Source organism: Pseudomonas nitroreducens NBRC 12694 (assembly GCF_002091755.1).
GTDB lineage: Bacteria > Pseudomonadota > Gammaproteobacteria > Pseudomonadales > Pseudomonadaceae > Pseudomonas > Pseudomonas nitroreducens.
In genome coordinates this window covers 100,131-123,574 of record NZ_BDAI01000006.1, presented here as the reverse complement: position 1 = coordinate 123,574, position 23,444 = coordinate 100,131, and the positions used below count along the sequence as shown (strand labels likewise).

Below are 23,444 nucleotides of genomic sequence, written 5' to 3'. Positions count from 1 at the left end.
GCAGGCGATACACAGGCATTGGCCGGCGCGCCAGCCTCCCATCGAAAAGCTCTCGGTCAGAACACGCCGCCCAGTTTCAGCGCGTGGTACACGGCGGCCAGGCCGAGGACGGCGAAGGCCGCGGCAGCCAGGCGACGGATCAGGTTCAGCGGCAGGCGCTCGGCGGCGAAGTTGCCGGCCAGCACTACCGGCACGTTGGCGATCAGCATGCCCAGAGTGGTGCCGATGACCACCAGCCAGAAGTGCGGGTACTGCGCGGCCAGCATCACCGTGGCAACCTGGGTCTTGTCGCCCATCTCGGCGAGGAAGAAGGCGATCAGGGTGGTGAGGAAGGGGCCGAATTTCTTCAGCGAGCCTTCTTCGTCGTCATCCAGTTTGTCCGGGATCAGGGTCCAGCCGGCAACGGCCAGGAAGGATACGGCCAGTACCCAGCTCAGCGTGGCTTCGGAGAAGAAGCTGGCGACCCAGCTGCCGACGGCGCCGGCGGCGAAGTGGTTGGCCAACGTGGCGGCGATGATCCCGGCGATGATCGGCCAGGGCTTGCGGAAGCGCGCGGCGAGGACGAGCGCGAGCAGTTGTGTCTTGTCGCCGATTTCCGCGAGGGCAACGATCAGGGTGGGGACGAAGAGGGATTCCATCAGGCTTCCTAAGGGGCGGGTCGACGAATCACCATGACACGCGCCACCTGCCCGCCCCGGGTCAGGTTGCTCGTGTCATAGGTCTTGTCAAACCCCGGCCTGAACGCTGCAGGCCTGGATCGTACGCGCCATGGTCTGCGGACCAAGTGTGTTGACGCGTACCGGGCGAGCGGGTTGCTCGCGGGAGACTACTCCCCTAGGACGGGGCGCATTCTGCCCAACTCCTGGGACTTGGGCAAGCCTGCGTGTCGGATCATTCGCGGGTGGGGCGAATGTCCATGTCTTCGTAGCGGATGAAGCGGGTGCCGTTCTTCCAGCGATAGCCCAGCCAGATGGCGAGGAACAGCGGGATGGTGATGTAGGTGGCGACCAGTCCCGCCCAGTCCACGTGCTCACCGACGAAGGCCTGGTAGTTCTGCCCCAGGGTGATGATCAGGCAGAGGACGAACGCGAACAGCGGGCCGAAGGGGAACCACTTGGCGCGGTAGGGCAGGTCGCCGAGGTTGCCACCTTGCAGGACGAAGGCCTTGCGGAAGCGGTAGTGCGACACCGCGATGCCCAGCCAGACGATGAAGCCGCACATGCCCGACGCGTTGAGCAGCCAGGTGTAAACGGTCTTGTCGCCGATGAAGCTGGTGAGGAAGCACAGCGCGCCGATCAGCGTGGTGGCGTACAGCGCGTAGCGCGGCACGCCGCTCTCGGACACCTGGGTGAACATTCGCGGCGCCTTGCCCTGGGTGGCCATGGTGTAGAGCATCCGGGTGGAGGCGTACATGCCCGAGTTGCCGGCCGAGAGAATCGCCGAGAGGATCACCGCGTTCATCACGCCGGCCGCGGCCGCCAGGCCCGCACGCTCGAACAGCAGGGTGAAGGGCGAGGTGCTGATGTCGCTGCTGTCAGTCTTGAGCAGGTTCGGATCGGTGTAGGGAATCAGCATGCCGATGACGAAGATCGACAGGATGTAGAACATCAGGATTCGCCAGAACACCTGGCGGATGGCGATGGGAATGGACTTCTGCGGATTCTCCGATTCACCGGCGGCGACGCCGATCAGCTCGGTGCCCTGGAACGAGAATCCGGCGATCATCGCCACCCCGATCATCGCCTGCAGGCCGCCGACGAAGGGCGCATCACCGGTGGTGAAGTTGCTGAAGCCGGGGCTGTCGATGCCATGCATGATGCCGATGATGCTGGCCAGGCCGATGCCGATGAAGACCACCACGGCTACGACCTTGATCAGCGCGAACCAGAATTCGCTTTCGCCGAAACCCTTCACCGAGAAGAAGTTGAGCATGAACATGATGCCCAGGAAGCCGGCGCTCCAGTACATGCCCGAGACTTCCGGGAACCAGAATTTCATCACCAGCTGCGCCGCCACCAGCTCGGCGGCAATGGTCACCGCCCAGTTGTACCAGTAGTTCCAGCCCATGGCGAAGCCGAAGCCATCGTCGATGAAGCGGCTGCCATAGGTGCAGAACGAGCCGGAATCGGGAATGTAGGCCGCCAGTTCGCCGAGGCTGGTCATGAGGAAGAACACCATCAGCCCGATCAGCGCGTAGGCCAGCAGCGCACCGCCGGGGCCTGCGGTGGCGATGGTGCTGCCGGAGGCGACGAACAACCCGGTGCCGATGGAGCCGCCGATGGCGATCATGTTCAGGTGGCGTGGCTTGAGAGAGCGCTTGAGGTGATGCGGCTTCTCTTTCGGCCCCATGGCGAATGTCAGTTCGACGTCGTCTTTGATTCTGCGATTCACGGGTGTCCTCGATAGTTCAGGGCGAGCGGCGATGCGCCGATCCGGGCAGGCTCGGTGGAGTGTAGTGCGAGCCTGGGATCAGCGCCGGGCGCTGTAGAGTCGGAAGCCGTCGGCCTCGGCCAGGGTGCGGCAGGGGCCCAGGTGCTGTTCGATCAGCGGCGGGTATTTCAGGAAGCTGTTGGCCACCAGGCGCAGCTCGCCGCCGGGCGCCAGGTGGCGGGCAGACTGGCGCAGCAGGTGTTCGGTGGCGGCGTAGCTGGTGTGCACGCCCTGGTGGAAGGGCGGGTTGGTGACGATGGCGGCCAGATCGCTTGGCGCGGCGTCGATGCCGTCGCCAGCAATCACGTCGCCTTCCAGTCCGTTGGCAGCCAGGGTCAGGCGGCTGCTTTCGACGGCGAAGGCGTCGACGTCCAGCAAGGTCAGCCGGCTTTGTGGATAACGTCGCTTGAGCGTCGCGCCGAGCACGCCGGCACCACAGCCGAAGTCCAGCAGGTGGCCGACGGGCAGCTTGTCCAGGTGCTCCAGCAGCAGGGCGCTGCCGCGATCCAGGCGGCCATGGCTGAACACGCCGGGCAGGGTGATGACGTGCAGCGGGCCGTCGGCCAGCGGCAGTTCATAGCGTTGCGCGAGGGCATGCAGGTCGGGCGCTGCCGGGGCGCCGTCGATGTGCGTGTGCCACAGCTGGCAGTGGCGAGCGCTGTCGAGCTTGCTGGCGCGGCCGAATTCGCCGAGCTGCTTGCTGGCGCGCTCGACACCGGCACGCTTCTCACCGACCAGGTACAGCTCGCCGTCCGGCACGCAGCTGGCCAGCGCGGCCAGAAGGTAATCGGTCAGTTCGCGGGACTTGGGCAGGAACAGCACAGCGGCGTCGAACTGGCCCTCGGGCGGTGTGGCGCCGAAGTGGCAACGGCCGGCGTAGCGGGCTTCGAGCTGTCGGGCCTCGCCGGCGTGCCAACTCCAGCCTTGCGCCTGCGGCAGGTCGCCGAGCAGGGCGTCGGCGGGCAGGCCGGCGAGCAGGACGCGGCCCTGGAAGCGCTCGATCTGGCGCAGCAGCACTTCACTGGTGGGGGCGTTGGACATGCGGCCTCCTCGAAAAAAGGGCGCGAGTTTAGCAGGGCTGCCGCGGCCGAGCCTAGGCGAGCCGCACCTCGGCGTTCTTCCAGAAGTCCTCGCCACGCAGTTCCAGGGCGCCGGCCGCGACTTGTGCGCGCAGGCGCCAGGCGGCCAGCAGGTCGCTGACGAACAGGCCGTCGACGTAAGCCATGGTCGGCCCGATCAGCGATTGCACCGCGCGCCAGGATTCGCTGGCGCTGTCCAGCAGGATGCGGTCGATGTGTGCGTAACCGGTGCCGCTCAACTGGCCATCGAGCCACAGGCGCAACTCGGCGTTCTCAAGCAGCGCGCGCTCCCAGTCCGCGCCCAGGCGCTGGCGCTCGGTGGCTTCCAGTTCATGACTGCCGGCCAGGGCGTTGGCCAGTTCCTCGGGTTTGAGCATGGCGATGGCGTGGCGGTCCTCGCTGCGGCACTGGCCGCTGCCAGCGCCAACGCTGCGCAGGGTGACGTGCGCGGGTAGCAGCGCGCAGACGCGCCGCAGCAGCAATTGCTCGCTGGCGCTGTCGCCGTGCCAGAGGGTGACGGCGGGTACGTCGGGGCTGCGCAGCCAGTTCACTTCGGTGGCCATCTCGATGGCGATTTCCCGGTTCTGCAGGGCGTCGCCGCCCAGTTCGTGCCAGAACGCGGCGCGTTGCCGGCAGGGCGGGGTGTCGACGTCACTCAGCGGGCCGACGGCCAGGTCGTCCGGCATCACGCGGATTTTCTTCTCGGTCAGCACGCCTGCTTCGACCGCGCGGCGCAGGGCATCGGCGGCGCCGTCGCCGCAAACCAGGTGCAGGCTCATGGCGCCACCACCCGGCGCGGCTCGCCGGCAAAGTAGCCGGCGGCGTTCTCGCTCAACTGGCCGACGATGCGCTGCCGTGCCTCGCGGCTGCCCCAGGCGCTGTGCGGGGTGAGGATGAAGCGCGGGATATCGCCGGCCAGCAGCGGGTTGCCGTCCTTGGGCGGCTCCACGCTGAGCACGTCGAAGGCCGCACCGCCCAGATGGCCGCGACGCAGGGTGTCGGCGAGCGCCTGTTCGTTCACCAGCCCGCCGCGGGCGGTGTTGATCAGGAAGGCGCCGGGTTTCATCAGGTCCAACTCGCGCTGGCCGATCAGGTTGCGCGTGGCGTCGGTCAGCGGGCAATGCAGGGTGAGGGCATCCACCTGCGGCAGCAGGTCGTCCAGCGCCAGGCGATCGGCGCGTGGTGGGCGGCCGGGCAGGGCGCCGAGCAGCACGCGCATGCCGAAGGCTTCGGCCAGCTTCGCCACCGCGCCGCCCAGTTCGCCGTGGCCGAGCAGGCCGAGGGTCTTGCCCTCCAGTTCGACGATGGGAAAGTCCAGCAGGCAGAACTGCGGCGCCTTCTGCCAGCGGCCTTCGCGGATCGCCGCCTGGTAATCCGGCAGGCGGGTGGCCAGGGCGAGCAGCAGCATCAGAGTGTGCTGGGCCACCGACGGGGTGCCGTAGCCCTGGCAATTGCTCACGGTCACGCCGTGCTGGCGCGCGGCCTCAAGGTCGACGTTGTTGGTGCCGGTGGCGGCCACCAGGACCAGTTGGAGGTCCGGGCATTGCTCGAACACCTCGGCAGTGATGCGAACCTTGTTGCTGATCGCCACCTGTGCGCCCTGCAGCCGCTCGGCCACCTGCTGAGTCTCGCTGCGCCCGTGCAGGACCAGTTCGCCGAAAGGTGCGCGCAGCGGCGCGAGGTCGAGGTCACCGAGGTCGAGGGAGGCATGGTCGAGGAAGACGGCGCGAGCAGGATTCATGAGCGATGACACCTTGATCGGAAGGGCGGGATGAGGGGGATTCTCGGCACAACCGCCGTTGCGGACAACCCGCGCTTCCCGCACGTGCACGGCTGGGCTGTCTTGCTTTGATGGTAGATGTTTGATTGAAAAGTCTGACGGGCGTTTCAGTTTTCCCTCATCTGCCAAGCGTCAACGGCTTCGTAGATTGCACTCATCGAAATCCTGAGGTGAGTCGCGATGATGGGATGGATTCTTTCCAGCCTCACAGCTATCCGGGCGCTCGGCGCACGCGTCGGGCTGCGCGGTGATGGGCATTTTCCCGGTCCACGGGCGCGGCGGCGCCGACCGAGTACCCCGGCTGGCCCCGAGCCCCTGCTGTGCTTCGGCGCACTGATGGCAGCCTGTAACGGGGCGCTTGGGCATTCGCTGGCTGGCGAGTGCTCGGAGGTCGCCGCCGGCCTGGACAGGGAACTGGGTGAATGCTGGGGCATAGACGATGCCGGTTCGGCTCGCAGCACCTTGCAGGATATGTTGCTCGAAGCCCATGGCCAGCAACTGGACGGTGACTTTCAGCGACTGCAGCGCAATGAATCCAGTGCTTTCGACGGTGAGCAGCGGTTGCGCTGGCAGCGGGCGAAGCAGGCCTGGGTCAAGGCCGGCCTGACGTTGCCGTGTCACTTGTCGATGGCGGCCCATGACTACGAATGCATCGCCTGGCTGGCACGTCGCTGCCGTGCCTGTGGATACCTCACCGAAGCCGAGGCCTGGTTGACCCTGGCCTGGGTGGCCGACGCGGCGATCCGCAGCTTCGCCAACTGGCAGGACTACGCCGCCTCCTTCGTGCTGGGACGGGCAACCCTGCTGCGCGACGGGCAACAGACTGCGCTGGCGATCCGTGCGTTCAAGGAGCTCATGGGGGAGAGGCGTAAAGGCAATGCGGTGGCTGGCCTGTGGCAGGCGCATCCGCTGGCGGGCATACAGGTGGCCGAGGTGGTCCTGCACTCGGAACACTCGGTCGAAAGGCCCGGCCTCCCTGCGCGGCGGGCACTGCTCGCCTTCGGGGCGCTGATCGCTACCAGTGGCGGCGCGCGTGCCGATTCCCTGGCGATCGCGGACCATGAACGGGAACTGAACCGGGCCTGGCTCGCCGAACGTTGGAACGCCACCGACCAGAATGGCGTTCTCCAGCGTATGGAGTGGCTGATGGACCATGGCAGCCGACTGAAGCTGGACCCCTTGCTAGGACAACTGGGCACCGTGGGTGGTAAGCGGAAAACTGACGGAGTGGCCGGTGGGGCGCGCTTCGAGCAGGCGCGGCGGGCATTGCTCAAGGCCGGGCACGATCCGGAGATGATCGAGGACTGTCAGACCCTGCTGGCCTACGATCTGGAGCGTGCAGCCTTCGGTGCGCGGCTGGCTTTCAGTGCTGGGTTGCTGGATGAAGAGACACTCTGGAATGCCCTGCGCCACATGGCTCGTCAGGCCCGTGCGGCGTTCGATTGCTGGGAGCAATACCTGATCTCGATGGTGCTCGGCCATGCCCTGGCCAACGAGGATTGGGAGGTCGGCAAGCGCCTCATCCGTAGCGGCATGGAGCTGCTGGACGGCATCAGCCCTTTCGCCGACTATCTTTCGCCCTGGCAGGCCTGCCCGCTGCGTCAGCTTCCGCTGCTGCACGCTCTTGGCCACGCCGGCGCGCGCTAGTTTCCGCGTCTCCTGCCGGCGGCTTGTCGGTTGCCCGTCGCTTCGTATAGAAGATGAGCTTTTCTCGGCGGTTGTTCGGAGGCGCGATGTACTGGGCGGAATTTCTCACGGTGGCGTTCATTCACCTGCTGGCGGTGGCCAGCCCCGGCCCGGATTTCGCCGTGGTGGTGCGCGAGAGCGTGACCCACGGCCGCCGTGCCGGCACCTGGACGGCACTGGGCGTGGGTAGCGCGATCTTCCTCCACGTCACCTACTCGCTGCTGGGCATCGGCCTGATCGTGTCGCAGTCGATCGTGCTGTTCAACGCACTGAAATGGCTGGCAGCGGCCTATCTGCTGTACATCGGCGTCAAGGCTTTGCGTGCGCGCCCGGCTGATCCGGCGGCGGCAGAGACGATGGCGGCTCCGGTCGCCCGTACGGCTCGTGGTGCCTATGTCGCCGGTTTCGTCACCAACGGCCTGAACCCCAAGGCCACGCTGTTCTTCCTTTCGCTGTTCACCGTGGTGATCAACCCGCATACGCCGTTGCTGGTCCAGGCCGGTTATGGCGTGTACCTGGCCTGTGCCACGGCGGTGTGGTTCTGCCTGGTGGCGCTGCTGTTCAGCCAGCAACGCGTCCGTGCCGGCTTCGCTCGCATGGGCCACTGGTTCGACCGGCTGATGGGCGTGGTACTGATCGGCCTGGGGATCAAGCTGGCCTTCACCGAGTTGCGCTGAACGCTCCTGCAGGAATGCTTTGTTCCGAATGAAAAAGGGGCGCCCGAGGCGCCCCTTTTTCATGCCTGACGAAGTATCAGACCAATTCGATCGCCACCGCGGTGGCTTCGCCGCCGCCAATGCACAGCGAGGCCACGCCACGCTTGCCGCCCTTTTTCTGCAGGGCGTTGATCAGGGTAACGATGATCCGCGAGCCGGTGGAACCGACCGGGTGGCCCTGGGCGCAGGCGCCGCCGTAAACGTTGACCTTGGCGTGGTCCAGACCGTGTTCGCGCATGGCGAGCATGGTGACCATGGCGAAGGCTTCGTTGATCTCGAAGAGGTCGACGTCGTCCTTGCTCCAGCCGGCCTTCTTGAACAGGTTGGCCATGGCGCCGATGGGCGCCAGGGTGAATTCGGCCGGGTCCTGGCTCTGGGTAGCGTGGGCGACGATCTTCGCCAGCGGCTTGAGGCCACGGCGGGCGGCTTCTTCGGCGGTCATCAGGACCAGCGCGGAGGCGCCATCGGAGATGGAGCTGGCGTTGGCGGCGGTGATGGTGCCGTCCTTGCGGAAGGCCGGGCGCAGGCCGGGGATCTTGTCCAGGTTGGCGGTCAGCGGCTGCTCGTCGTCCTTCACCACGGTCTCGCCCTTGCGGGTGGTAACGGTGACCGGGACGATTTCCGAAGCCAGCGAGCCGTCCTTGATGGCGGCCTGGGCGCGTTGCAGGGATTCGATGGCGTAGGCGTCCATCTCTCCACGGGTGACGTTGTACTTATCGGCAGTTTCCTGGGCGAAAGAACCCATCAGGCGGCCGGTGCGGGCGTCCTCCAGGCCGTCGAGGAACATGTGGTCCTTGATCTCGCCGTGGCCCATGCGCAGGCCGGTGCGGGCCTTCTCGATCACGTAGGGAGCATTGGACATGCTTTCCATGCCGCCGGCGACCATCACGCTGTTGGTGCCCGCCTTGAGCAGGTCGTGGGCCAGCATCACGGCTTTCATGCCGGAGCCGCAGAGCTTGTTGATGGTGGTGCAGCCGGTGGCGGCGGGCAGGCCGGCGTTCAGCGACGCCTGGCGGGCAGGGCCCTGTTTCAGACCGGCGGGCAACACGTTGCCCATGATCACTTCCTGCACGTCTTCGGGCTGGATGCCGGCACGGGAGATGGCTTCGCGGATGGCGATGGCGCCCAGGTCGACGGCGGAAACGCCGGACAGGCTGCCCTGGAAGCCGCCCATGGGAGTACGGGCGCCGCTGACGATGACGATCTCGGACATGACTAACCTCTTCGCTCTTGTTGTAGGAGTCCGCGTAGGACCGGCTGCGCATCGGTAGAACTGCGTTGGAAGCAGGCTCGGAAGCCGCTTGCGGCTAACGCGCTTCAGCGCGGCCCCGCAGGGGCGAGCGAAGCGAGTCATGCTCATTTACAAGATGTAAACTCCGCTCCCTCGCCTGCTTCCGCCTTGTTCTGCTCTAGCTCGCAGGCCCTACGCGGACTCCGGGTAAAGGTACCGGCCGTGAACGGCCGGGCGTCAGTATTCTACCGCGTGACCGGATGTCGCCAAAGAGTCATCGGCAAATCACTCTTTTGACTGATGAATGGCTCGGCGCAGCGCTCTAGAGTCGGTCTCATCCTGATGAGACTCAACTCGAAATCCAGCCTTGAGAGTGCGCACGCCATGCTGAAAACCCGCGTCATCCCCGCTGCTCAGAACGCCTATCAGTATCCGTTGTTGATCAAGAGCCTGCTGCTGTCCGGCAGTCGTTATGAAAAGGGCAGGGAGATCGTCTATCGCGACAGCGTGCGTTACACCTATGCCACGTTCAACGAGCGTGTGGCGCGACTGGCCAACGTACTGACCGACGCCGGTGTGAAGGCCGGTGACACGGTGGCGGTGATGGACTGGGACAGTCACCGTTACCTGGAGTGCATGTTCGCCATCCCGATGATCGGCGCGGTGCTGCACACCATCAATATCCGTCTTTCGCCGGACCAGATCCTCTACACCATGAACCACGCCGACGACCGCTTCGTGCTGGTCAACAGCGAATTCGCCGCGCTCTACCAGGGCATCGCCGGGCAATTGACCACGGTGGAAAAGACCCTGCTGATCACCGACGGTGCGGACAAGACCAGCACGCTGCCCAACTGTGTCGGTGAGTACGAGACCCTGCTGGCTGCCGCCAGTCCGCGCTACGCGTTCCCAGATTTCGACGAGAACTCGGTGGCCACCACTTTCTATACCACCGGCACCACCGGTAACCCCAAGGGGGTGTACTTCACCCACCGTCAGCTGGTGCTGCATACCCTGGCCATGGCTTCGACCATCGGCAGCCTGGACAGCATCCGCCTGATGGGCACCGACGACGTCTACATGCCAATCACACCGATGTTCCACGTCCACGCCTGGGGCGTGCCGTACGTGGCGACCATGCTGGGGGTGAAGCAGGTTTACCCGGGGCGTTACGAGCCGGAGCTGCTGTGCAAGCTGATCCGTGAAGAGAAGGTGACCTTCTCCCACTGCGTGCCGACCATCCTGCAGATGATGCTCAACGCCGCCAGCGCCAGGGATCACGACTTTGGTGGGCTGAAGATCATTATCGGGGGCAGCGCCCTTAATCGAGCGCTCTACGATGCCGCCAAGGCCCGCGGCATCCAGCTTACCGCCGCTTACGGGATGTCCGAGACCTGCCCGCTGATCTCCTGTGGCTACCTCAACCAGGAACTGTGCGCCGGCAGCGAGGACGAGCGCACTACCTACCGCATCAAGGCCGGTGTGCCAGTGCCGCTGGTGGAGGCGGCGATCATGGATGAACACGGCGAATTCCTGCCGGCCGACGGTGAATCCCAGGGCGAGCTGGTGCTGCGCGCGCCCTGGCTGACCCAGGGCTACTTCCGGGAGCCGCAGAAAGGCGAGGAGCTCTGGACCGGCGGCTGGATGCATACCGGCGACGTGGCGACCCTGGATGGCATGGGCTTCATCGATATCCGCGACCGGATCAAGGATGTGATCAAGACCGGCGGCGAATGGCTGTCCTCCCTGGAGCTTGAAGACCTCATCAGCCGCCACCCGGCGGTGCGCGAAGTGGCGGTGGTCGGCGTGCCCGATCCGCAGTGGGGCGAGCGCCCATTCGCCCTGCTGGTGCTGCGCGATGGCCTCGCGCTGGATGCCAAGGGGCTGCGCGAGCACCTCAAGCCTTTCGTCGAGCAGGGCAACATCAACAAATGGGCGATTCCATCGCAGATCGCCGTTGTTACTGAAGTTCCCAAGACAAGCGTTGGTAAGCTCGACAAGAAGCGCATCCGGGTAGACATCGCCCAATGGCAGGAGGCCGGCAGCGCCTTCCTCTCCACGGTGTGACCGACGACCGGCAAGTCACGGTTGGCGGGCGGCCGTGCCAAGCAAGCGCTTGGCACGGCGCAGCCCAGTGATCACGCCACCTCGGGGCCTGCGCAAGCGTCTAGTCAGGGCCTTTGTAAGACAAATCACACTTTCGAGCGATCAAGCGTTGTGGGGCGCTGGATATAGTCGCCACTACTCATAACAAAAAACACATGGAGTAGCGTCGATGAAAACCATGCAACATATCTGGCGCCTGGCACGGTTGCCGCTGGCAGTCAGCCTGGCTTCTTCGCTGGCGGCTCCCGCTTCCGCTGTCAGCTTCAACATCGGGGAAATCGAAGGCTCGTTCGACTCGACGCTGTCCGTGGGGGCCAGTTGGTCGACACAGAACCCCAACAGCAATCTCATCGGCGTGAACAACGGCGGCAAGGGCCTGTCCCAGACCTCCGACGATGGTCACCTGAACTACAAGGCCGGCAAGACCTTCTCGAAGATCTTCAAGGGCATCCACGACCTCGAACTCAAGTACGGCGACACCGGCGTGTTCGTACGTGGCAAGTACTGGTATGACTTCGAGCAGAAGGACGAAAATACCGAGTTCAAGCCGCTCTCCGACCACAACCGCAAGGAAGCCGCCCAGGCCTCCGGCGGTGAGATTCTCGACGCCTTCATCTATCACAACTACAACATCGCCGACCTGCCGGGCACCGTGCGCCTGGGCAAGCAGGTGGTGAACTGGGGTGAAAGTACCTTCATCCAGAACGGCATCAGCGTAATCAACCCGTTCGACGTCACCGCCTTCCGCCGTCCGGGCTCCGAGATCAAGGAAGCCCTGGTGCCGGTGAACATGTTCTACCTGTCGCAGAACCTCACCGAGAACCTCTCCGCCGAAGGCTTCTATCAGCTGGAGTGGGACCAGACGGTGGTCGACAACTGCGGCACCTTCTTCTCCCAGCCGGACGTGGTGGCTGATGGCTGCACCCAGAACCTGGCGGTGCTGACCAACAATCAGGCATCGATCAACACCCTGAACTCCTTGCTCGGCCCAAGCCTGGCCCTGACTCCCTCGCCGTGGAACGAGGGTATCGTGGTGCGCCGTGGCCCGGACCGTGACGCCCGCGACAGCGGCCAGTACGGCTTCTCCCTGAAGTACTTCGCCGACAGCCTGAACACCGAGTTCGGCGGCTACTATATGAACTACCACAGCCGCTTGCCGATCTTCAGCGGCCGTGGCGCCGACACCGCCAAGGTGGCGCAGATCAACCAGTTGATCACCAACATCGCGGCGATCAGCCCGTCCCTGGCGGCCCAAGCCGGCGCGGCGGCGATGGCGGGGAACTCCAGCTACTTCATCGAGTACCCCGAAGACATCCGTCTCTACGGCCTGAGCTTCTCCACCACGCTGCCCACCGGCACCGCGTGGCAGGGCGAGATCAGCTACCGTCCGAACGCCCCGGTCCAACTGAACACCACCGACATCCTGTATTCCGGCCTGGACCCGGTGTCCATCGGCGGCAACCACGTCTACGACAACGCCTCCGTGCTGACCGGCACCGCCGGCCAGGACCTGCATGGCTACCGCCGCAAGGAAGTTACCCAACTGCAGACCACCTTCACCCACTTCTTCGACCAGGTCATGGGCGCCGAGCGTCTGACCCTGGTGGGCGAAGTTGGCTGGACCCACGTCGGCGGCCTGGAAAGCCAGAACAAGGCGCGCTACGGCCGTGACCCGGTCTTCGGTCCTGGCCCGCTGAACGGCAGCCTCAACGGCCGTCCGACGTGCGAAGCGCTCAACATCTCCACCCTGGGCACCGCCAACGCCAACAACGTCAGCCGCAACTGCGAAAGCGAAGGCTTCACCACTGCCGACTCGTGGGGCTACCGCGCCCGCGCCATCTGGGACTACAACGACGTCTTCGCCGGTGTGAACCTCAAGCCCAACGTGGCCTGGCAGCACGACGTGGACGGTTACTCCCCCGGCCCTGGCGGCAACTTCGAGGAAGGCCGCAAGGCGATCAGCCTGGGTATCGACGCCGACTATCTGAACACCTACACCGCAAGCCTGGCCTACACCAACTACTTCGACGGCAAGTACAGCACCGTCGACGATCGTGACTTCGTCAGCCTGAGCTTCGGTGTGACCTTCTAAGCCGGCCGTTCAACCGGCAACCGGCCCGCCCGCGTGGCGGGCCATCCGCGCGGGCGGGGTGACCCGCCCCGCGCGAGCAGCAGACAAGACCCGCGAACCGCGTTTGCAAGCGCGGCCACCGCGGTGGGCAAAGACTCAACGAGGACGATAAACGAATGAGAACAACAAAGATCCTGCTGCACACGGGCGCCCTGGCGCTCAGCCTCATCGCCTCCCAGGTGATGGCGGCCGTCTCTGCCGATGAAGCGGCGAAGCTGGGTTCTACCCTGACTCCGATGGGCGCAGAAAAGGCCGGCAACGCCGACGGCAGCATCCCGGCCTGGACCGGCGGCCTGCCCAAGAATGCCGGCACCGCCGACAGCAAGGGCTTCCTCAGCGACCCGTTCGCCAACGAGAAGCCGCTGTTCACCATCACCGCGCAGAACATGGATCAGTACAAGGCCAAGCTGACCCCCGGCCAGCAGGCCATGTTCAAGCGCTACCCAGACACCTACAAGATGCCGGTGTATCCGACGCACCGGACCGCCACCGTGCCGGACAGCGTGCTCGCCGCGACCAAGCAGAACGCCACCAATACCAAACTGCTGCAGGGCGGCAACGGCCTGGAAAACTTCCAGACGGCTAACCCCTTCCCGATTCCGAAGGACGGCCTGGAAGTCATCTGGAACCACATCACCCGCTACCGTGGCGGCCACGTACGCCGTCTGGTGACCCAGGCCACGCCGCAGGTCAACGGTTCCTACTCGCTGGTGTACTTCCAGGACGAATTCGTCTTCCGCACCGACCTGAAGGACTACGACGCCAGCAAGCCGAGCAACGTGCTGTTCTACTTCAAGCAGCGTGTAACCGCCCCGGCGCGTCTGGCCGGTAACGTGCTGCTGGTGCACGAGACCCTCGACCAGGTGAAGGAACCGCGCCTGGCCTGGCTGTACAACGCCGGTCAGCGCCGCGTACGCCGTGCGCCGCAGGTCTCCTACGACGGCCCGGGTACCGCCGCCGACGGCCTGCGTACCTCCGACAACCTGGACATGTACAACGGCGCGCCGGACCGCTACGACTGGAAACTGGTGGGCAAGCAGGAGCTGTACATTCCGTACAACAACTACAAGCTCGATGATCCCAAGCTCAAGTACGCCGACATCATCAAGCCCGGTCACCTGAACCAGGACCTGACCCGCTACGAGCTGCACCGCGTATGGCACGTGACCGCCACCCTGAAACCGGGCGAGCGCCACATCTATGCCAAGCGTGACTTCTTCATCGACGAAGACACCTGGCAGGCCGTGGAAATCGACCACTACGACGGTCGTGGCACCCTGTGGCGCGTAGCCGAGGCGTTCAACCAGTACTATTACAACTACCAGGTACCGTGGTACACCGCGGAAACCCTGTATGACCTGCTGTCCGGCCGCTACCTGGTGCTGGGGCTGAAGAACGAGGAGAAATCCGCCTACGACTTCAACTACAGCGCTTCGGAAAGCGACTTCACCCCGGCAGCGCTTCGCCAGGAAGGCGTGCGCTGATCCCCCGATCCCCACGGGTGGTTCCGCGGTGAAAAAAGACCGGCCTTCGGGCCGGTTTTTTTATGGAGCATCATCTGTCAGATGAATGGAGGGAAGAATGTCGGACTTATTCCAGTCATCTTGTGAGCAAAGGTAACAAAATCGACTTCTATTCCTGGCCGTGAGCGGCTAGGCTCGGACGGCAGTGTGACCTTCGTTGACATAGCGATAAGAGCTAGAGCAAGAGCCAGGCCGATGACCGACTTCTCGACTCTGCCAAGTCTGACCGATATTCCCCCCAGCACGGCCGGCAGCCGCTTCTTCCGGCCGCCGCTGCCGCATGGCCACGTCGCCCGCTCGCAGCTTTGTCAGCGCATGGCCGCCGGGCTGGAGGGGCGGCTGATACTGGTGTCCGCGCCGGCCGGATTCGGCAAGAGCTCGCTGGCCATCGAATTCTGTCAGACCCTGGAAAGCCAATGGCGCAGTCTGTGGCTGGGGCTCAGTGGCAGGGACAGTGACCCCGGCCGATTCCTCGAACGCCTGCTCGAAGGCCTGCGCCTGCATTTCCCCACCCTCGGTGAAGAAGCCCTGGCGCTGCTGAAAATGCGCCAGCGCCACCAGCCGTTCGCTTTCGAATCCTGGCTCGATGACTTGCTCGATGAACTGGTCGGCAGCCTGTCCGTCGACCGCCCATTGCTGCTGGTACTGGACGACTACCACCTGGCCCAGGGCGCGGTGCTCGACCGCTGCCTGCAGTTCCTCCTCAATCACCAGCCCGCCGGCCTGGTCGTGCTGGTCACCAGCCGCCAGCGGCCGGACTGGCACCTCGCGCGCCTGCGCCTGTCGCGGCAACTGCTGGAGTTCACCGAACAGGACCTGCGCCTGACCGTCGAGGAAACTGCGCAACTGGTCTCGGCCAGCGGCGCCCAGCTCGACGACAACGCCCTGGACAACCTCGTCGAGCGCAGTGAAGGCTGGATCGCCGGCCTGCGCCTGTGGCTGCTGGCCCATGGCGACGAACTGGCGGCGAACGTGCCCGATCTTTCGGTGCATGGCGCGGAGGAGCTGATCCGCGACTATCTATTGGAAGAGGTGATCGACAAGCAGTCGCCGGAGGTCCAGGTATTCCTGGCCCAGACCGCGCGTTTCGAACGCTTCTCTGCCGAGCTTTGCGACGCGCTGCGTGACGCACACGACAGCGCATCGATCCTGCGCCATCTACAGCAGCACCAGGTGTTCCTCGTGCCGCTGGACGAGCAAGGCCAGTGGTTCCGTTATCACCACCTGTTCTCCGACCTTCTGCTGGCGCGCCCGCTGCCTGGCTCAGGGCCGTCCACCGCTGCGCTGCACCTTCGCGCGTGCCGCTGGTTCAGCGCCCAGGGACTGTTCGATGACGCGGTGGAGCAGGCCCTGCGCGCCGGCCATCCGGAAGTCGCGGCGAGCCTGGTACAGAGCCTTTCCGAAGAACAACTGCTGGCCGAGCAGAACGTCGCCACGCTGCTGCGCTGGAAGATGGACCTGCCCGACAGCCTGCTGGCCAGCACGTCGCGTCTGATCGTGCTGTACAGCTGGGCGCTGGCGCTGGCCTGCCAGCTGGATGCGGCGGAGGAACTGGCTGCGCAGCTGTCGCGCTTCCTGCCCGCCGCCGATGCCACGGCCCAGCGCGATCTGCTGGCGCAATGGCAGGCTCTGGCCGGAGTGATTGCCCGTGGCCGCGGCGAGATCGATGCGGCCGAGCGCCACTGCGAAGAGGCCATGCACGGCCTTGGCCCGGAACGCTTCGGCCCGCGCCTGTTGTGCCTGTCGACGCTGAGCAACCTGGCCATCGTGCGCGACGATCTGTGGCGCGCGCGCGGCCTCAACAGAGAAGCGCTGGAGCTGGCGCAGCGCTTCGGCAATCCGCTGTTCGAGGCCATGGTCCATTACGACCGTGCCCGCGTACTGCAAGCACGCGGTGAAGTGCTGCGTGCCGAAGACGAAGTGCGCCAGGGGCTGGCGCGGCTTTCCGGTCTGTCCTCGCTGCGGCGCTATGCCGTGCGTGGCCGGCTGATGCTTTACCAGGGCTACCTGCGCAGCCTCGCGCTGCAACCGGACGAGGCGCGCAAGTGCCTCAAGGCCGGCATCGAGGAAGCCCGCGCCTGCCGCGACATCAGCCTGGTGATCGGCTTCTGCGTGCTGGCAAGTCTGGAGGGGCGGCTGGGCAACTACACCCGTGCCTTCGCTCACCTCGCCGAGGTCGAGCGGATGATGCATGTCTGGGACGTGCCGCCGGTCTATTACCTGTCGGCCATCACCCTGATCAAATGCGAGCTCTGGCTCGGCCAGGGCCAGGTCGAACTGGCCAGTGCCTGGCTGGAGCGTCTGCGCGACACCTACACCGGCGCCGAGCCGGCCACGCCACCGGAATGCTCGCCGCAGCTGCCGCGCAATGTGGAAATGCTCCAGGCTCAACTGGAGCGCCGCGAAGGCCGCATGGCCGAGGCCGAAGCACGCCTGCGAGCCGTGGCCAGCGGCGCCCTGCAAGGTGGTGCGCAGTTGCAGGCGCGCTTTGCCCAGGGCCAGCTGGTTGCCTTGCTGCTGCAGGATGGCCGCGAGCGCGAGGCTTCTTTCGAGTTGGGCGAGTGCCTGAGCGGCCTGGCCGCTGGCCTGACGATCCCGCTTCAGGAAGTGCTGCAGCAACATCCGGAATGGCTGCGCGAGCAACTGGCCGTGCGGGTCACCTCGCCAGCCATCGAGGCCCTGCGTGAACGCTTGCCGGCGGCGCCGGAGCGCAGCACGACGCTCACCGACTGCCTCAGCGGCCGTGAGCTGGCCGTGCTGGAACTGATCGCCCAGGGCTGCTCGAACCAGGAGATCAGCGATCGCCTGTTCATTTCCCTGCATACCGTGAAGAGCCACGCCCGGCACATCAACGACAAGCTCGGCGTGGAACGTCGTACCCAGGCGGTGGCGCGGGCGAAGGAGATGGGATTGCTGCGGTAGGATCTCCTCTACCTGGGTTTCCCCTCTCCCGCTGGGATAGGGCTGGAGTGAGGGTGCCGAGCCGTGGGCTCCGATGCTGGGCTGATCTTCAGCTATCTAAACAGCGATCCGCTGGCTCCAGGCTCACATCCCCTTCTTCTTCTCCGCCTCCGCCGGCGCACTCAAATCCAATCCCTTGGGCGCGGCCTGCCCCTTGGCTGGCGCGGCCAGCTGTTTCTGAACATCCGCCTGGATCGCCTGCAGCACCGGCAGCAGGTCGCGCATGTTCTCGCGCACCTCTGGGTAGGCGTGCTTCTGCGCCAGTTCATCCACGCGCATCAGCAGTTGCACGCGCACTTCCGGCGGCAGGTGGATGAAGAGTTCAGGCAACTGCTTTGCCAGTTCGGCGCTGTAGAGCACCAGGTCCTGGCGATCGAACTGGGCAGTCAGGCCGAGGTAGTCCAGGGCGCTGCTGGTGAGCATCGAGGCGGCGGCCTTGGCTTCCTGCATGCCCTGCAGGCGCACCGGGTTGCGCTGCTCGCTCTGTGCCAGGGTCATCCAGAACTCCACCGTCAGGTTGAACAGGATCGCCTGTTCGCGCAGCGAGTAGCTCATCAGGCCCAGTGCCTCGGCACCGTAGGGCTGCTTGGCGGCGCGGAAGTTGAAGTACAGGCGCATCAGCTCCTTGAGCTTGAACAGCACCTCGCGCGCCTCGTTCTGCCGCAGCTCCAGCGGCGCGTAGATGTTCAGCTGCGGGCGGAAATTTTCCTCGCTGACCATGCGCTGGTAGATCGGCCCGGTGAACTCGCCGCTGCGACGGGGCAGGCCGTTGACCTGGGTCTCGTCGATCTTCTTCAGCGCGTCGATCAGCACCTGGTAGTCGGCGCTGGTCCAGTTGCGCTGAATGTCGGGAATCTTCTGGCCCAGGTAATAGAGGTCGGCGGACAGGGCCGGGCGGCACAGGAGCAGCAACAGCACGGCCAGCGGCCACAGCGAACGGCGAGTCAGGATCGGCACGAACGGGCTTTCCTTGCGCGAGGGCGGGTCGGGCTAGGTTAACCAGGTGCAAGGCCTGCGTCATCCCGTGACGGGCCTCGACACTACCTAGGTTGGGCGCGGCGACGTGGACGCTGTGGTGTGATTCGGGTTTGAGAACAACAAGCACGGGAGTCACTCGTCCATGACCGCCACATTGTCTGTGCAACCGCCGCTGGCCGAGGGCCTGGCCCGCTATGGTTTCGGCCCGCTGCCGCTGGCTGCGCTGAAGGCACGCTACGCTTCGCCCGAGTCCGGTTCGAAGTTCATCCACGTCGACGGCTTCGACATCCATTACCGCGACGAAGGCAGCCCCGACAAACCGGTGCTGGTGATGGTCCACGGCGTAATGGCCTCGCTGCATACCTGGGACGGCTGGGTCGCCGAGTTGTCCGAGCACTTCCGCATCATCCGCCTCGATGTTCCCGGCTTCGGCCTCACTGGTGGCGGCCAGGACCGCGAGTACGACGGCGAGCGCCTGGTGAAGGTGTTCGGCCTGTTCCTCGACCGCCTGGACCTCAAGCAAGTGTCCATCGCCGGCAACTCGCTGGGCGGCTACATCGCCTGGAACTATGCGCTGGCCAACGCCCACCGCGTCGAGCGGCTGATCCTCATCGACCCGGCCGGCTACTACATGCAGAAGGTGCCGCTGATGATCGCCAGCGCCGTACTGCCCGGCGCCGGCATCATGATGCCGATGTGGATGCCGCGCGCCCTGGTGGCGCAGGGCATCAAGGAAGTCTACGGCGATGCGCGCAAGATCAAGCCGGGCGTGATCGATCGTTACTACGACATCAGCCGCCGGCCGGGTAACCGCCGCGCGATGATCGACATCTTCCGCGTACTGGTGAAGGCCAACCGCGAGGAGCTGCCTACCACCCCCAACCGCGTCGCCTCGCTGAAGGTGCCGACGATGCTGATGTGGGGTGAGCGCGATCGCTGGATTTCGCCACGCCATGTGCCGATGTGGCAGCGTGACGTACCGGGGATCGAGGTGAAGGTGTACCCGGGCGTGGGGCATATCCCGATGGAGGAAATCCCCGAGGAGTCGGCGGCGGATGCGCTGCGCTTTCTGCATGCTTGACTGTTGATCGCCCCAAGGAAAAGCCCGGCCAAGCGCCGGGCTTTTTTCTCTAACGGCTTTTTGTAGGAGCGACTTTGCTCGCGAACCGCATGAGCGCCAGATTCTCCAGCCGAGTGAAGAGCTTCGCGAGCAAGCTCGCTCCCACAGAGGTCCGCAAACGACACCGCCCCGACAGGGCGGGGCGGTGTTCGAAGCGAGGCGCGGATCAGCCAGCGTGTGCCAGCGGCTGTGGGTCGTATTCCTTGCGCACCTCGTAAAGCACATCGAGGTTGTTGTGCTGCCATGGATGGAAGTCGGACTTGAAGAAATCCAGGTACTCGCGCAGCAGCGGGCGGAACACGCCGTGCTTGCCCCAAGTCCACTTGATGCCGTCGCGCCAGACGCGCCAATTCCACAGCAGGCCGTCCACCTTGAGCATGTGCACCAGGCCGCGGAAGGTATCCAGCACGAAGAAGAAGGTCGCCATGCGCATCGCCCGGCGCAGCAGCTTGCGGCTGCCGCAGACCTGGTTGTAGACGTCGAAGGCCACCGCCTTGTGCTCGGTTTCTTCCAGTGCGTGCCAGCGCCACAGGCGCTGCATCACCGGGTCGGCACCTTCCATGGTGCGCGGGTCGGTCAGCAGCCCGTTGGCCATGATCGCGGTGATGTGTTCCAGCGCTGCGGTCGCGGCCAACTGGCGCTTGGCAGGGAACTTCTTCTGGGTGAAGCGGATGCGCGCCTGGGCGCGTTTCTCGATGGCGGTGACGTCGTAGCCCAGGTCGCGCAGGCGCTGGCTGTAGGTCAGGTGCTCGCGGCTGTGGTGACCTTCCTGGCCGATGAAGCCGCGGATCTGCTCTTTCAGCACCGGGTCGCTGATCTGGTCGCGGAACTGCCGCACCGAGTCGATGAAGAAGCGCTCGCCGTCGGGGAAGAGTACCGACATGGCGTCGAACAGGTGGGACTTGAAAGCGTCTCCGCCGTGCCAGTGACGCGGCAGCGGATCGGGCAGGTCGAAGTCCATGTGCCGGGGCTTGATCTCCAGTCCTGCGGGGGTGGTGCTGGCCATGGCGGCTCCAGTGTGGTGGTTGTCCATGGTCATTACTCTGGGCTTGTAGCGGAAGCGTCACAAGGTTATTGTCTGCCAACTTTCCGGTCATATCCGGCCAGCGGTCAACATAAGAAGAACGATGAAGCAACCGCTCAATTTCACCGCCGAACTGGTGCCGGTCGCCTATGCGCAGGCGCTCCTGGACCTTGCCGAAGAGCTTGGCGTGCCGCGCGCGCGACTGTTCGAGCTGGCCCGCGTGCGCCCCGAAGTACTGCAGAGCCCCAACGGTCGGTTGTCCTTCGTCGATTTCCATCAGTTGTCCAGCGCCGCCCTGGCGCACTGCAACGAACCCGCCTTCGGCCTGCTGCTGGGGCAACGGCTGAACGTCTCCACCCACGGCATCCTCGGCTACGCCGTGCTGTCCAGCGCCAATCTCGAGCGTGCCATCGCCTTCGCCCTGAAGTACTACCGCGTGCTGGGCCTGGCCTACGATCTGGAGATGGTGGAAGACGGCGGCGTGTCCTACCTGCGGGCCAGCGAGTCGATTCCCCTCGGGCCGACGAGCCGCTTCGCCGCCGAGGGTCTGATGACCAGCCTGCACACCATCGCCCGCTTCCTGGTGGGCGAGCCGCTGCAGGGCGTCAGTGTTGGCTTCGCCCATGCCGAGCCGGACTACGCCGAGCGCTACGCCGAGGTATTCGGCGGCGAAGTGCTGTTCGACCAGCCGTTCCACTTCATCGGCCTGCCCAGCGAATACCTGGCGCGGCCCATGGCGCTGGCCAACCCGGCCACGGTGCAGATGTGCGAGCAGCAGTGCGAGGCGCTGCTGGCCACGCTGGACGTGCAGGAAGGCCTGCTGACCCGCATCCGCCGCCTGCTGCTGGCGCGCCCCGGCGAGTTTCCCGACCTGGAGGCGGTGGCGGCGGACCTGCACACCAGTGGCCGCAGCCTGCGTCGACATCTTTCGAACCTGGGTACCACCTACCAGGAAGTGCTCGACGACGTGCGCAAGCGCCTGGCCCTGCAATACCTCACCACGACCCACTTGCCGCTCTACGAAATCGCGCTGTTGCTGGGCTTCAACGATCCGTCGAACTTCCGCCGGGCGTTCCGCAAGTGGACCGGCAAGCTGCCCACGGATTACCGCCAGGGCGACTGAACCGTCGACCGGGCCGGCTCGCCAGGGCAGGGGGAATCAGCGAAAATGGGCGTCGTGTACTTCCGCCACCCAGCGAGCCCTTGATGAGCGAACAGCCTGCCCTGATCCGCGAAACCTTCCCTGTCGGCCCCTTGCAGTGCAACTGCACCATCATCGGTGATCCCGTGACGAAGAAGGCCATCGTCGTCGATCCGGGTGGCAACCACGAGCTCATCCTGCAACGTCTCGACGCACTGGGGCTCAAGGTGGTCAGCATCATCCATACCCATGCGCACCTGGATCACTTCCTCGCCTCCGGGCAGATGAAGGAAAAGACCGGCGCGACCCTGCACCTGCACAAGGACGACCAGTTCCTCTGGGACAACCTGGAAATGCAGTGCCGCATGTTCGGCGTGCCCTATACGCCGGTGCCGTCGCCGGACCAATGGCTGGCCGACGACGAGGAACTGGCCTGCGGCTGCGGCGTGGCGCTGCATACGCCGGGGCACACGCCGGGCTCCATGAGTTTCTGGTTCCCGAAGGACAAGCTGCTGATCGCCGGCGACACGCTGTTCCGCCGCAGCATCGGCCGCACCGACCTGTGGGGTGGCGATTACGCCACTATCGAGCGTTCGATCCGCGAGCGTCTCTATTCCCTGGACGAAGAAGCCACCGTGGTTACTGGCCACGGTCCGGATACCAACCTGGGCGACGAGATGCGGGAGAATCCCTTCATCCGTGCTTAAGGTTGCTACGGAATTATTTGCACGACCTAAGCTCTAAACTGCCGCCCGCTACTGGGTGTTTCGCTAATTCGAGGAGTCATCCGACATGTTCACCGCACGTAGTCTGTCCATGGTCGCGGCTGCCACCGCCTTTGCCCTCATGGCCGGTTGCGCCTCCCAGAACCCCTATGATCCCAACACCCAGGTTCCGGCCGAAGGCGGAGTGAGCAAGACCGCCAAGTACGGTGGGCTGGGTGCTCTGGCCGGTGCCATCGCCGGTGCCGCCATCGACCACAACAACCGTGGCAAAGGCGCGCTGATCGGCGCCGCCGCCGTGGGCGCCGCGGCGGCGGGCTACGGCTACTACGCCGACAAGCAGGAAGCCAAGCTGCGCCAGCAGATGCAGGGCACCGGCGTGCAGGTCGAGCGTCAGGGTGACGACATCAAGCTGATCATGCCGGGCAACATCACCTTCGCCACCGACTCGGCGAATATCGCGCCGTCCTTCTATACCCCGCTGAACAACCTGGCCAACTCCTTCAAGGAGTTCAACCAGAACAGCATCGAGATCGTCGGCTACACCGACAGCACCGGCAGCCGCCAGCACAACATGGACCTGTCCCAGCGCCGTGCGCAGTCGGTTGCGACCTACCTGACCTCCCAGGGCGTCGACGGCACCCGCGTCAGCACCCGTGGCATGGGCCCGGACCAACCGATTGCGTCCAACGCCGACGCCAATGGCCGCGCCCAGAACCGCCGCGTGGAAGTGAACCTGAAGGCCCTGCCGGGGGCGCAGACCCAGCAGTACCAGCAGTAAGCAGCGCCCATGAAAAAGCCCGCCGATTGGCGGGC

The 23,444-nt window shown here is 65.2% G+C and carries 18 protein-coding genes and 1 riboswitch; of the genes, 10 read left to right on the top strand and 8 right to left on the bottom strand.

Annotated elements, in window-relative coordinates:
- Positions 1 to 56: 56 nt before the first annotated feature.
- From PNI01S_RS17745 to PNI01S_RS17725, 5 genes are all read right to left on the bottom strand, one after another.
- A complete protein-coding gene (locus tag PNI01S_RS17745; protein ID WP_024762660.1) occupies positions 57 to 638 on the bottom strand; it encodes a TMEM165/GDT1 family protein in 582 nt (193 codons plus the stop codon).
- 14 nt (positions 639 to 652) lie between these two features.
- Positions 653 to 847, bottom strand: a riboswitch (yybP-ykoY riboswitch).
- Positions 848 to 891: 44 nt separating this feature from the next.
- Positions 892 to 2,349, bottom strand: a complete 1,458-nt coding sequence (locus tag PNI01S_RS17740) for an amino acid permease (protein ID WP_024762661.1) — start codon at positions 2,347 to 2,349, stop codon at positions 892 to 894.
- Positions 2,350 to 2,469: 120 nt separating this feature from the next.
- Positions 2,470 to 3,471 (bottom strand): methyltransferase, encoded by a 1,002-nt coding sequence (locus tag PNI01S_RS17735; RefSeq protein ID WP_084358720.1) that lies wholly within the window; start codon positions 3,469 to 3,471, stop codon positions 2,470 to 2,472.
- Between the two features lie 52 nt (positions 3,472 to 3,523).
- On the bottom strand, positions 3,524 to 4,288 hold the full coding sequence (locus PNI01S_RS17730; protein WP_084358719.1) for a DUF1835 domain-containing protein: 765 nt from the start codon (positions 4,286 to 4,288) through the stop codon (positions 3,524 to 3,526).
- Positions 4,285 to 5,250, bottom strand: a complete 966-nt coding sequence (locus tag PNI01S_RS17725; protein WP_084358718.1) for a 2-hydroxyacid dehydrogenase — start codon at positions 5,248 to 5,250, stop codon at positions 4,285 to 4,287. Before PNI01S_RS17725 ends, PNI01S_RS17730 begins: the two co-directional genes overlap by 4 nt.
- 219 nt (positions 5,251 to 5,469) lie before the next feature.
- Between PNI01S_RS17725 and PNI01S_RS17720 the strand changes: the two genes are divergently transcribed.
- Both PNI01S_RS17720 and PNI01S_RS17715 read left to right on the top strand, forming a co-directional pair.
- Complete coding sequence (locus tag PNI01S_RS17720) at positions 5,470 to 6,936, top strand: DUF1266 domain-containing protein (RefSeq protein WP_081753934.1); 1,467 nt, start codon at positions 5,470 to 5,472, stop codon at positions 6,934 to 6,936.
- An 86-nt stretch (positions 6,937 to 7,022) separates the two neighbouring features.
- Positions 7,023 to 7,652, top strand: a complete 630-nt coding sequence (locus tag PNI01S_RS17715; protein WP_024762665.1) for a LysE family translocator — start codon at positions 7,023 to 7,025, stop codon at positions 7,650 to 7,652.
- 76 nt (positions 7,653 to 7,728) lie between these two features.
- Here PNI01S_RS17715 and PNI01S_RS17710 read toward each other — a convergent pair whose 3' ends face one another.
- The gene (locus tag PNI01S_RS17710) at positions 7,729 to 8,904 is read right to left on the bottom strand and encodes a thiolase family protein (RefSeq protein ID WP_084358717.1); all 1,176 of its coding nucleotides are present in this window, start codon (positions 8,902 to 8,904) and stop codon (positions 7,729 to 7,731) included.
- Positions 8,905 to 9,306: 402 nt separating this feature from the next.
- Here PNI01S_RS17710 and PNI01S_RS17705 point away from each other — a divergent pair, with 402 nt between their 5' ends.
- From PNI01S_RS17705 to PNI01S_RS17690, 4 genes are all read left to right on the top strand, one after another.
- A complete protein-coding gene (locus tag PNI01S_RS17705) occupies positions 9,307 to 10,989 on the top strand; it encodes a fatty acid--CoA ligase (protein ID WP_038803569.1) in 1,683 nt (560 codons plus the stop codon).
- A gap of 208 nt (positions 10,990 to 11,197) precedes the next feature.
- Complete coding sequence (locus tag PNI01S_RS17700; protein WP_024762667.1) at positions 11,198 to 13,120, top strand: DUF1302 domain-containing protein; 1,923 nt, start codon at positions 11,198 to 11,200, stop codon at positions 13,118 to 13,120.
- A gap of 155 nt (positions 13,121 to 13,275) precedes the next feature.
- On the top strand, positions 13,276 to 14,643 hold the full coding sequence (locus tag PNI01S_RS17695; protein ID WP_024762668.1) for a DUF1329 domain-containing protein: 1,368 nt from the start codon (positions 13,276 to 13,278) through the stop codon (positions 14,641 to 14,643).
- A gap of 234 nt (positions 14,644 to 14,877) precedes the next feature.
- Positions 14,878 to 17,604: a winged helix-turn-helix domain-containing protein gene (locus PNI01S_RS17690; RefSeq protein WP_024762669.1), complete on the top strand. Its 2,727-nt coding sequence runs from the start codon at positions 14,878 to 14,880 to the stop codon at positions 17,602 to 17,604.
- Positions 17,605 to 17,727: 123 nt separating this feature from the next.
- On the opposite strand, the gene PNI01S_RS17685 is transcribed toward PNI01S_RS17690, so the two are convergent.
- Positions 17,728 to 18,600 carry a hypothetical protein gene (locus PNI01S_RS17685; protein WP_024762670.1) on the bottom strand — a complete coding sequence of 291 codons (873 nt, stop codon included), beginning with the start codon at positions 18,598 to 18,600 and terminating at the stop codon, positions 17,728 to 17,730.
- 163 nt (positions 18,601 to 18,763) lie between these two features.
- On the opposite strand from PNI01S_RS17685, the gene PNI01S_RS17680 reads away from it, so the two are divergent.
- Positions 18,764 to 19,702 (top strand): alpha/beta fold hydrolase, encoded by a 939-nt coding sequence (locus tag PNI01S_RS17680; RefSeq protein WP_084358716.1) that lies wholly within the window; start codon positions 18,764 to 18,766, stop codon positions 19,700 to 19,702.
- 205 nt (positions 19,703 to 19,907) lie between these two features.
- On the opposite strand, the gene PNI01S_RS17675 is transcribed toward PNI01S_RS17680, so the two are convergent.
- On the bottom strand, positions 19,908 to 20,747 hold the full coding sequence (locus tag PNI01S_RS17675; protein WP_024762671.1) for a metal-dependent hydrolase: 840 nt from the start codon (positions 20,745 to 20,747) through the stop codon (positions 19,908 to 19,910).
- Positions 20,748 to 20,868: 121 nt separating this feature from the next.
- Here PNI01S_RS17675 and PNI01S_RS17670 point away from each other — a divergent pair, with 121 nt between their 5' ends.
- The 3 genes from PNI01S_RS17670 to PNI01S_RS17660 all read left to right on the top strand — a co-directional run bounded on the left by PNI01S_RS17670 (position 20,869) and on the right by PNI01S_RS17660 (position 23,409).
- The gene (locus PNI01S_RS17670) at positions 20,869 to 21,888 is read left to right on the top strand and encodes an AraC family transcriptional regulator (protein ID WP_024762672.1); all 1,020 of its coding nucleotides are present in this window, start codon (positions 20,869 to 20,871) and stop codon (positions 21,886 to 21,888) included.
- Positions 21,889 to 21,971: 83 nt separating this feature from the next.
- Positions 21,972 to 22,613: an MBL fold metallo-hydrolase gene (locus PNI01S_RS17665; RefSeq protein ID WP_024762673.1), complete on the top strand. Its 642-nt coding sequence runs from the start codon at positions 21,972 to 21,974 to the stop codon at positions 22,611 to 22,613.
- Positions 22,614 to 22,698: 85 nt separating this feature from the next.
- Positions 22,699 to 23,409, top strand: coding sequence for a YiaD family glycine zipper/OmpA-like lipoprotein (locus tag PNI01S_RS17660; RefSeq protein ID WP_024762674.1), 711 nt, complete (start codon positions 22,699 to 22,701; stop codon positions 23,407 to 23,409).
- Positions 23,410 to 23,444: the final 35 nt, after the last annotated feature.

What these genes read in the sequence shown, in the direction of transcription:
- PNI01S_RS17710 (WP_084358717.1), bottom strand. Translation starts at nt 8,904, where the DNA reads ATGTCCGAGATCGTCATCGTCAGCGGCGCCCGTACTCCCATGGGCGGC.
- PNI01S_RS17720 (WP_081753934.1), top strand. Translation starts at nt 5,470, where the DNA reads ATGATGGGATGGATTCTTTCCAGCCTCACAGCTATCCGGGCGCTCGGC.
- PNI01S_RS17725 (WP_084358718.1), bottom strand. Translation starts at nt 5,250, where the DNA reads ATGAATCCTGCTCGCGCCGTCTTCCTCGACCATGCCTCCCTCGACCTC.
- PNI01S_RS17680 (WP_084358716.1), top strand. Translation starts at nt 18,764, where the DNA reads ATGACCGCCACATTGTCTGTGCAACCGCCGCTGGCCGAGGGCCTGGCC.
- PNI01S_RS17730 (WP_084358719.1), bottom strand. Translation starts at nt 4,288, where the DNA reads ATGAGCCTGCACCTGGTTTGCGGCGACGGCGCCGCCGATGCCCTGCGC.
- PNI01S_RS17735 (WP_084358720.1), bottom strand. Translation starts at nt 3,471, where the DNA reads ATGTCCAACGCCCCCACCAGTGAAGTGCTGCTGCGCCAGATCGAGCGC.
- PNI01S_RS17695 (WP_024762668.1), top strand. Translation starts at nt 13,276, where the DNA reads ATGAGAACAACAAAGATCCTGCTGCACACGGGCGCCCTGGCGCTCAGC.
- PNI01S_RS17740 (WP_024762661.1), bottom strand. Translation starts at nt 2,349, where the DNA reads ATGGGGCCGAAAGAGAAGCCGCATCACCTCAAGCGCTCTCTCAAGCCA.
- PNI01S_RS17660 (WP_024762674.1), top strand. Translation starts at nt 22,699, where the DNA reads ATGTTCACCGCACGTAGTCTGTCCATGGTCGCGGCTGCCACCGCCTTT.
- PNI01S_RS17690 (WP_024762669.1), top strand. Translation starts at nt 14,878, where the DNA reads ATGACCGACTTCTCGACTCTGCCAAGTCTGACCGATATTCCCCCCAGC.
- PNI01S_RS17670 (WP_024762672.1), top strand. Translation starts at nt 20,869, where the DNA reads ATGAAGCAACCGCTCAATTTCACCGCCGAACTGGTGCCGGTCGCCTAT.
- PNI01S_RS17715 (WP_024762665.1), top strand. Translation starts at nt 7,023, where the DNA reads ATGTACTGGGCGGAATTTCTCACGGTGGCGTTCATTCACCTGCTGGCG.
- PNI01S_RS17745 (WP_024762660.1), bottom strand. Translation starts at nt 638, where the DNA reads ATGGAATCCCTCTTCGTCCCCACCCTGATCGTTGCCCTCGCGGAAATC.
- PNI01S_RS17665 (WP_024762673.1), top strand. Translation starts at nt 21,972, where the DNA reads ATGAGCGAACAGCCTGCCCTGATCCGCGAAACCTTCCCTGTCGGCCCC.
- PNI01S_RS17675 (WP_024762671.1), bottom strand. Translation starts at nt 20,747, where the DNA reads ATGGCCAGCACCACCCCCGCAGGACTGGAGATCAAGCCCCGGCACATG.
- PNI01S_RS17700 (WP_024762667.1), top strand. Translation starts at nt 11,198, where the DNA reads ATGAAAACCATGCAACATATCTGGCGCCTGGCACGGTTGCCGCTGGCA.
- PNI01S_RS17705 (WP_038803569.1), top strand. Translation starts at nt 9,307, where the DNA reads ATGCTGAAAACCCGCGTCATCCCCGCTGCTCAGAACGCCTATCAGTAT.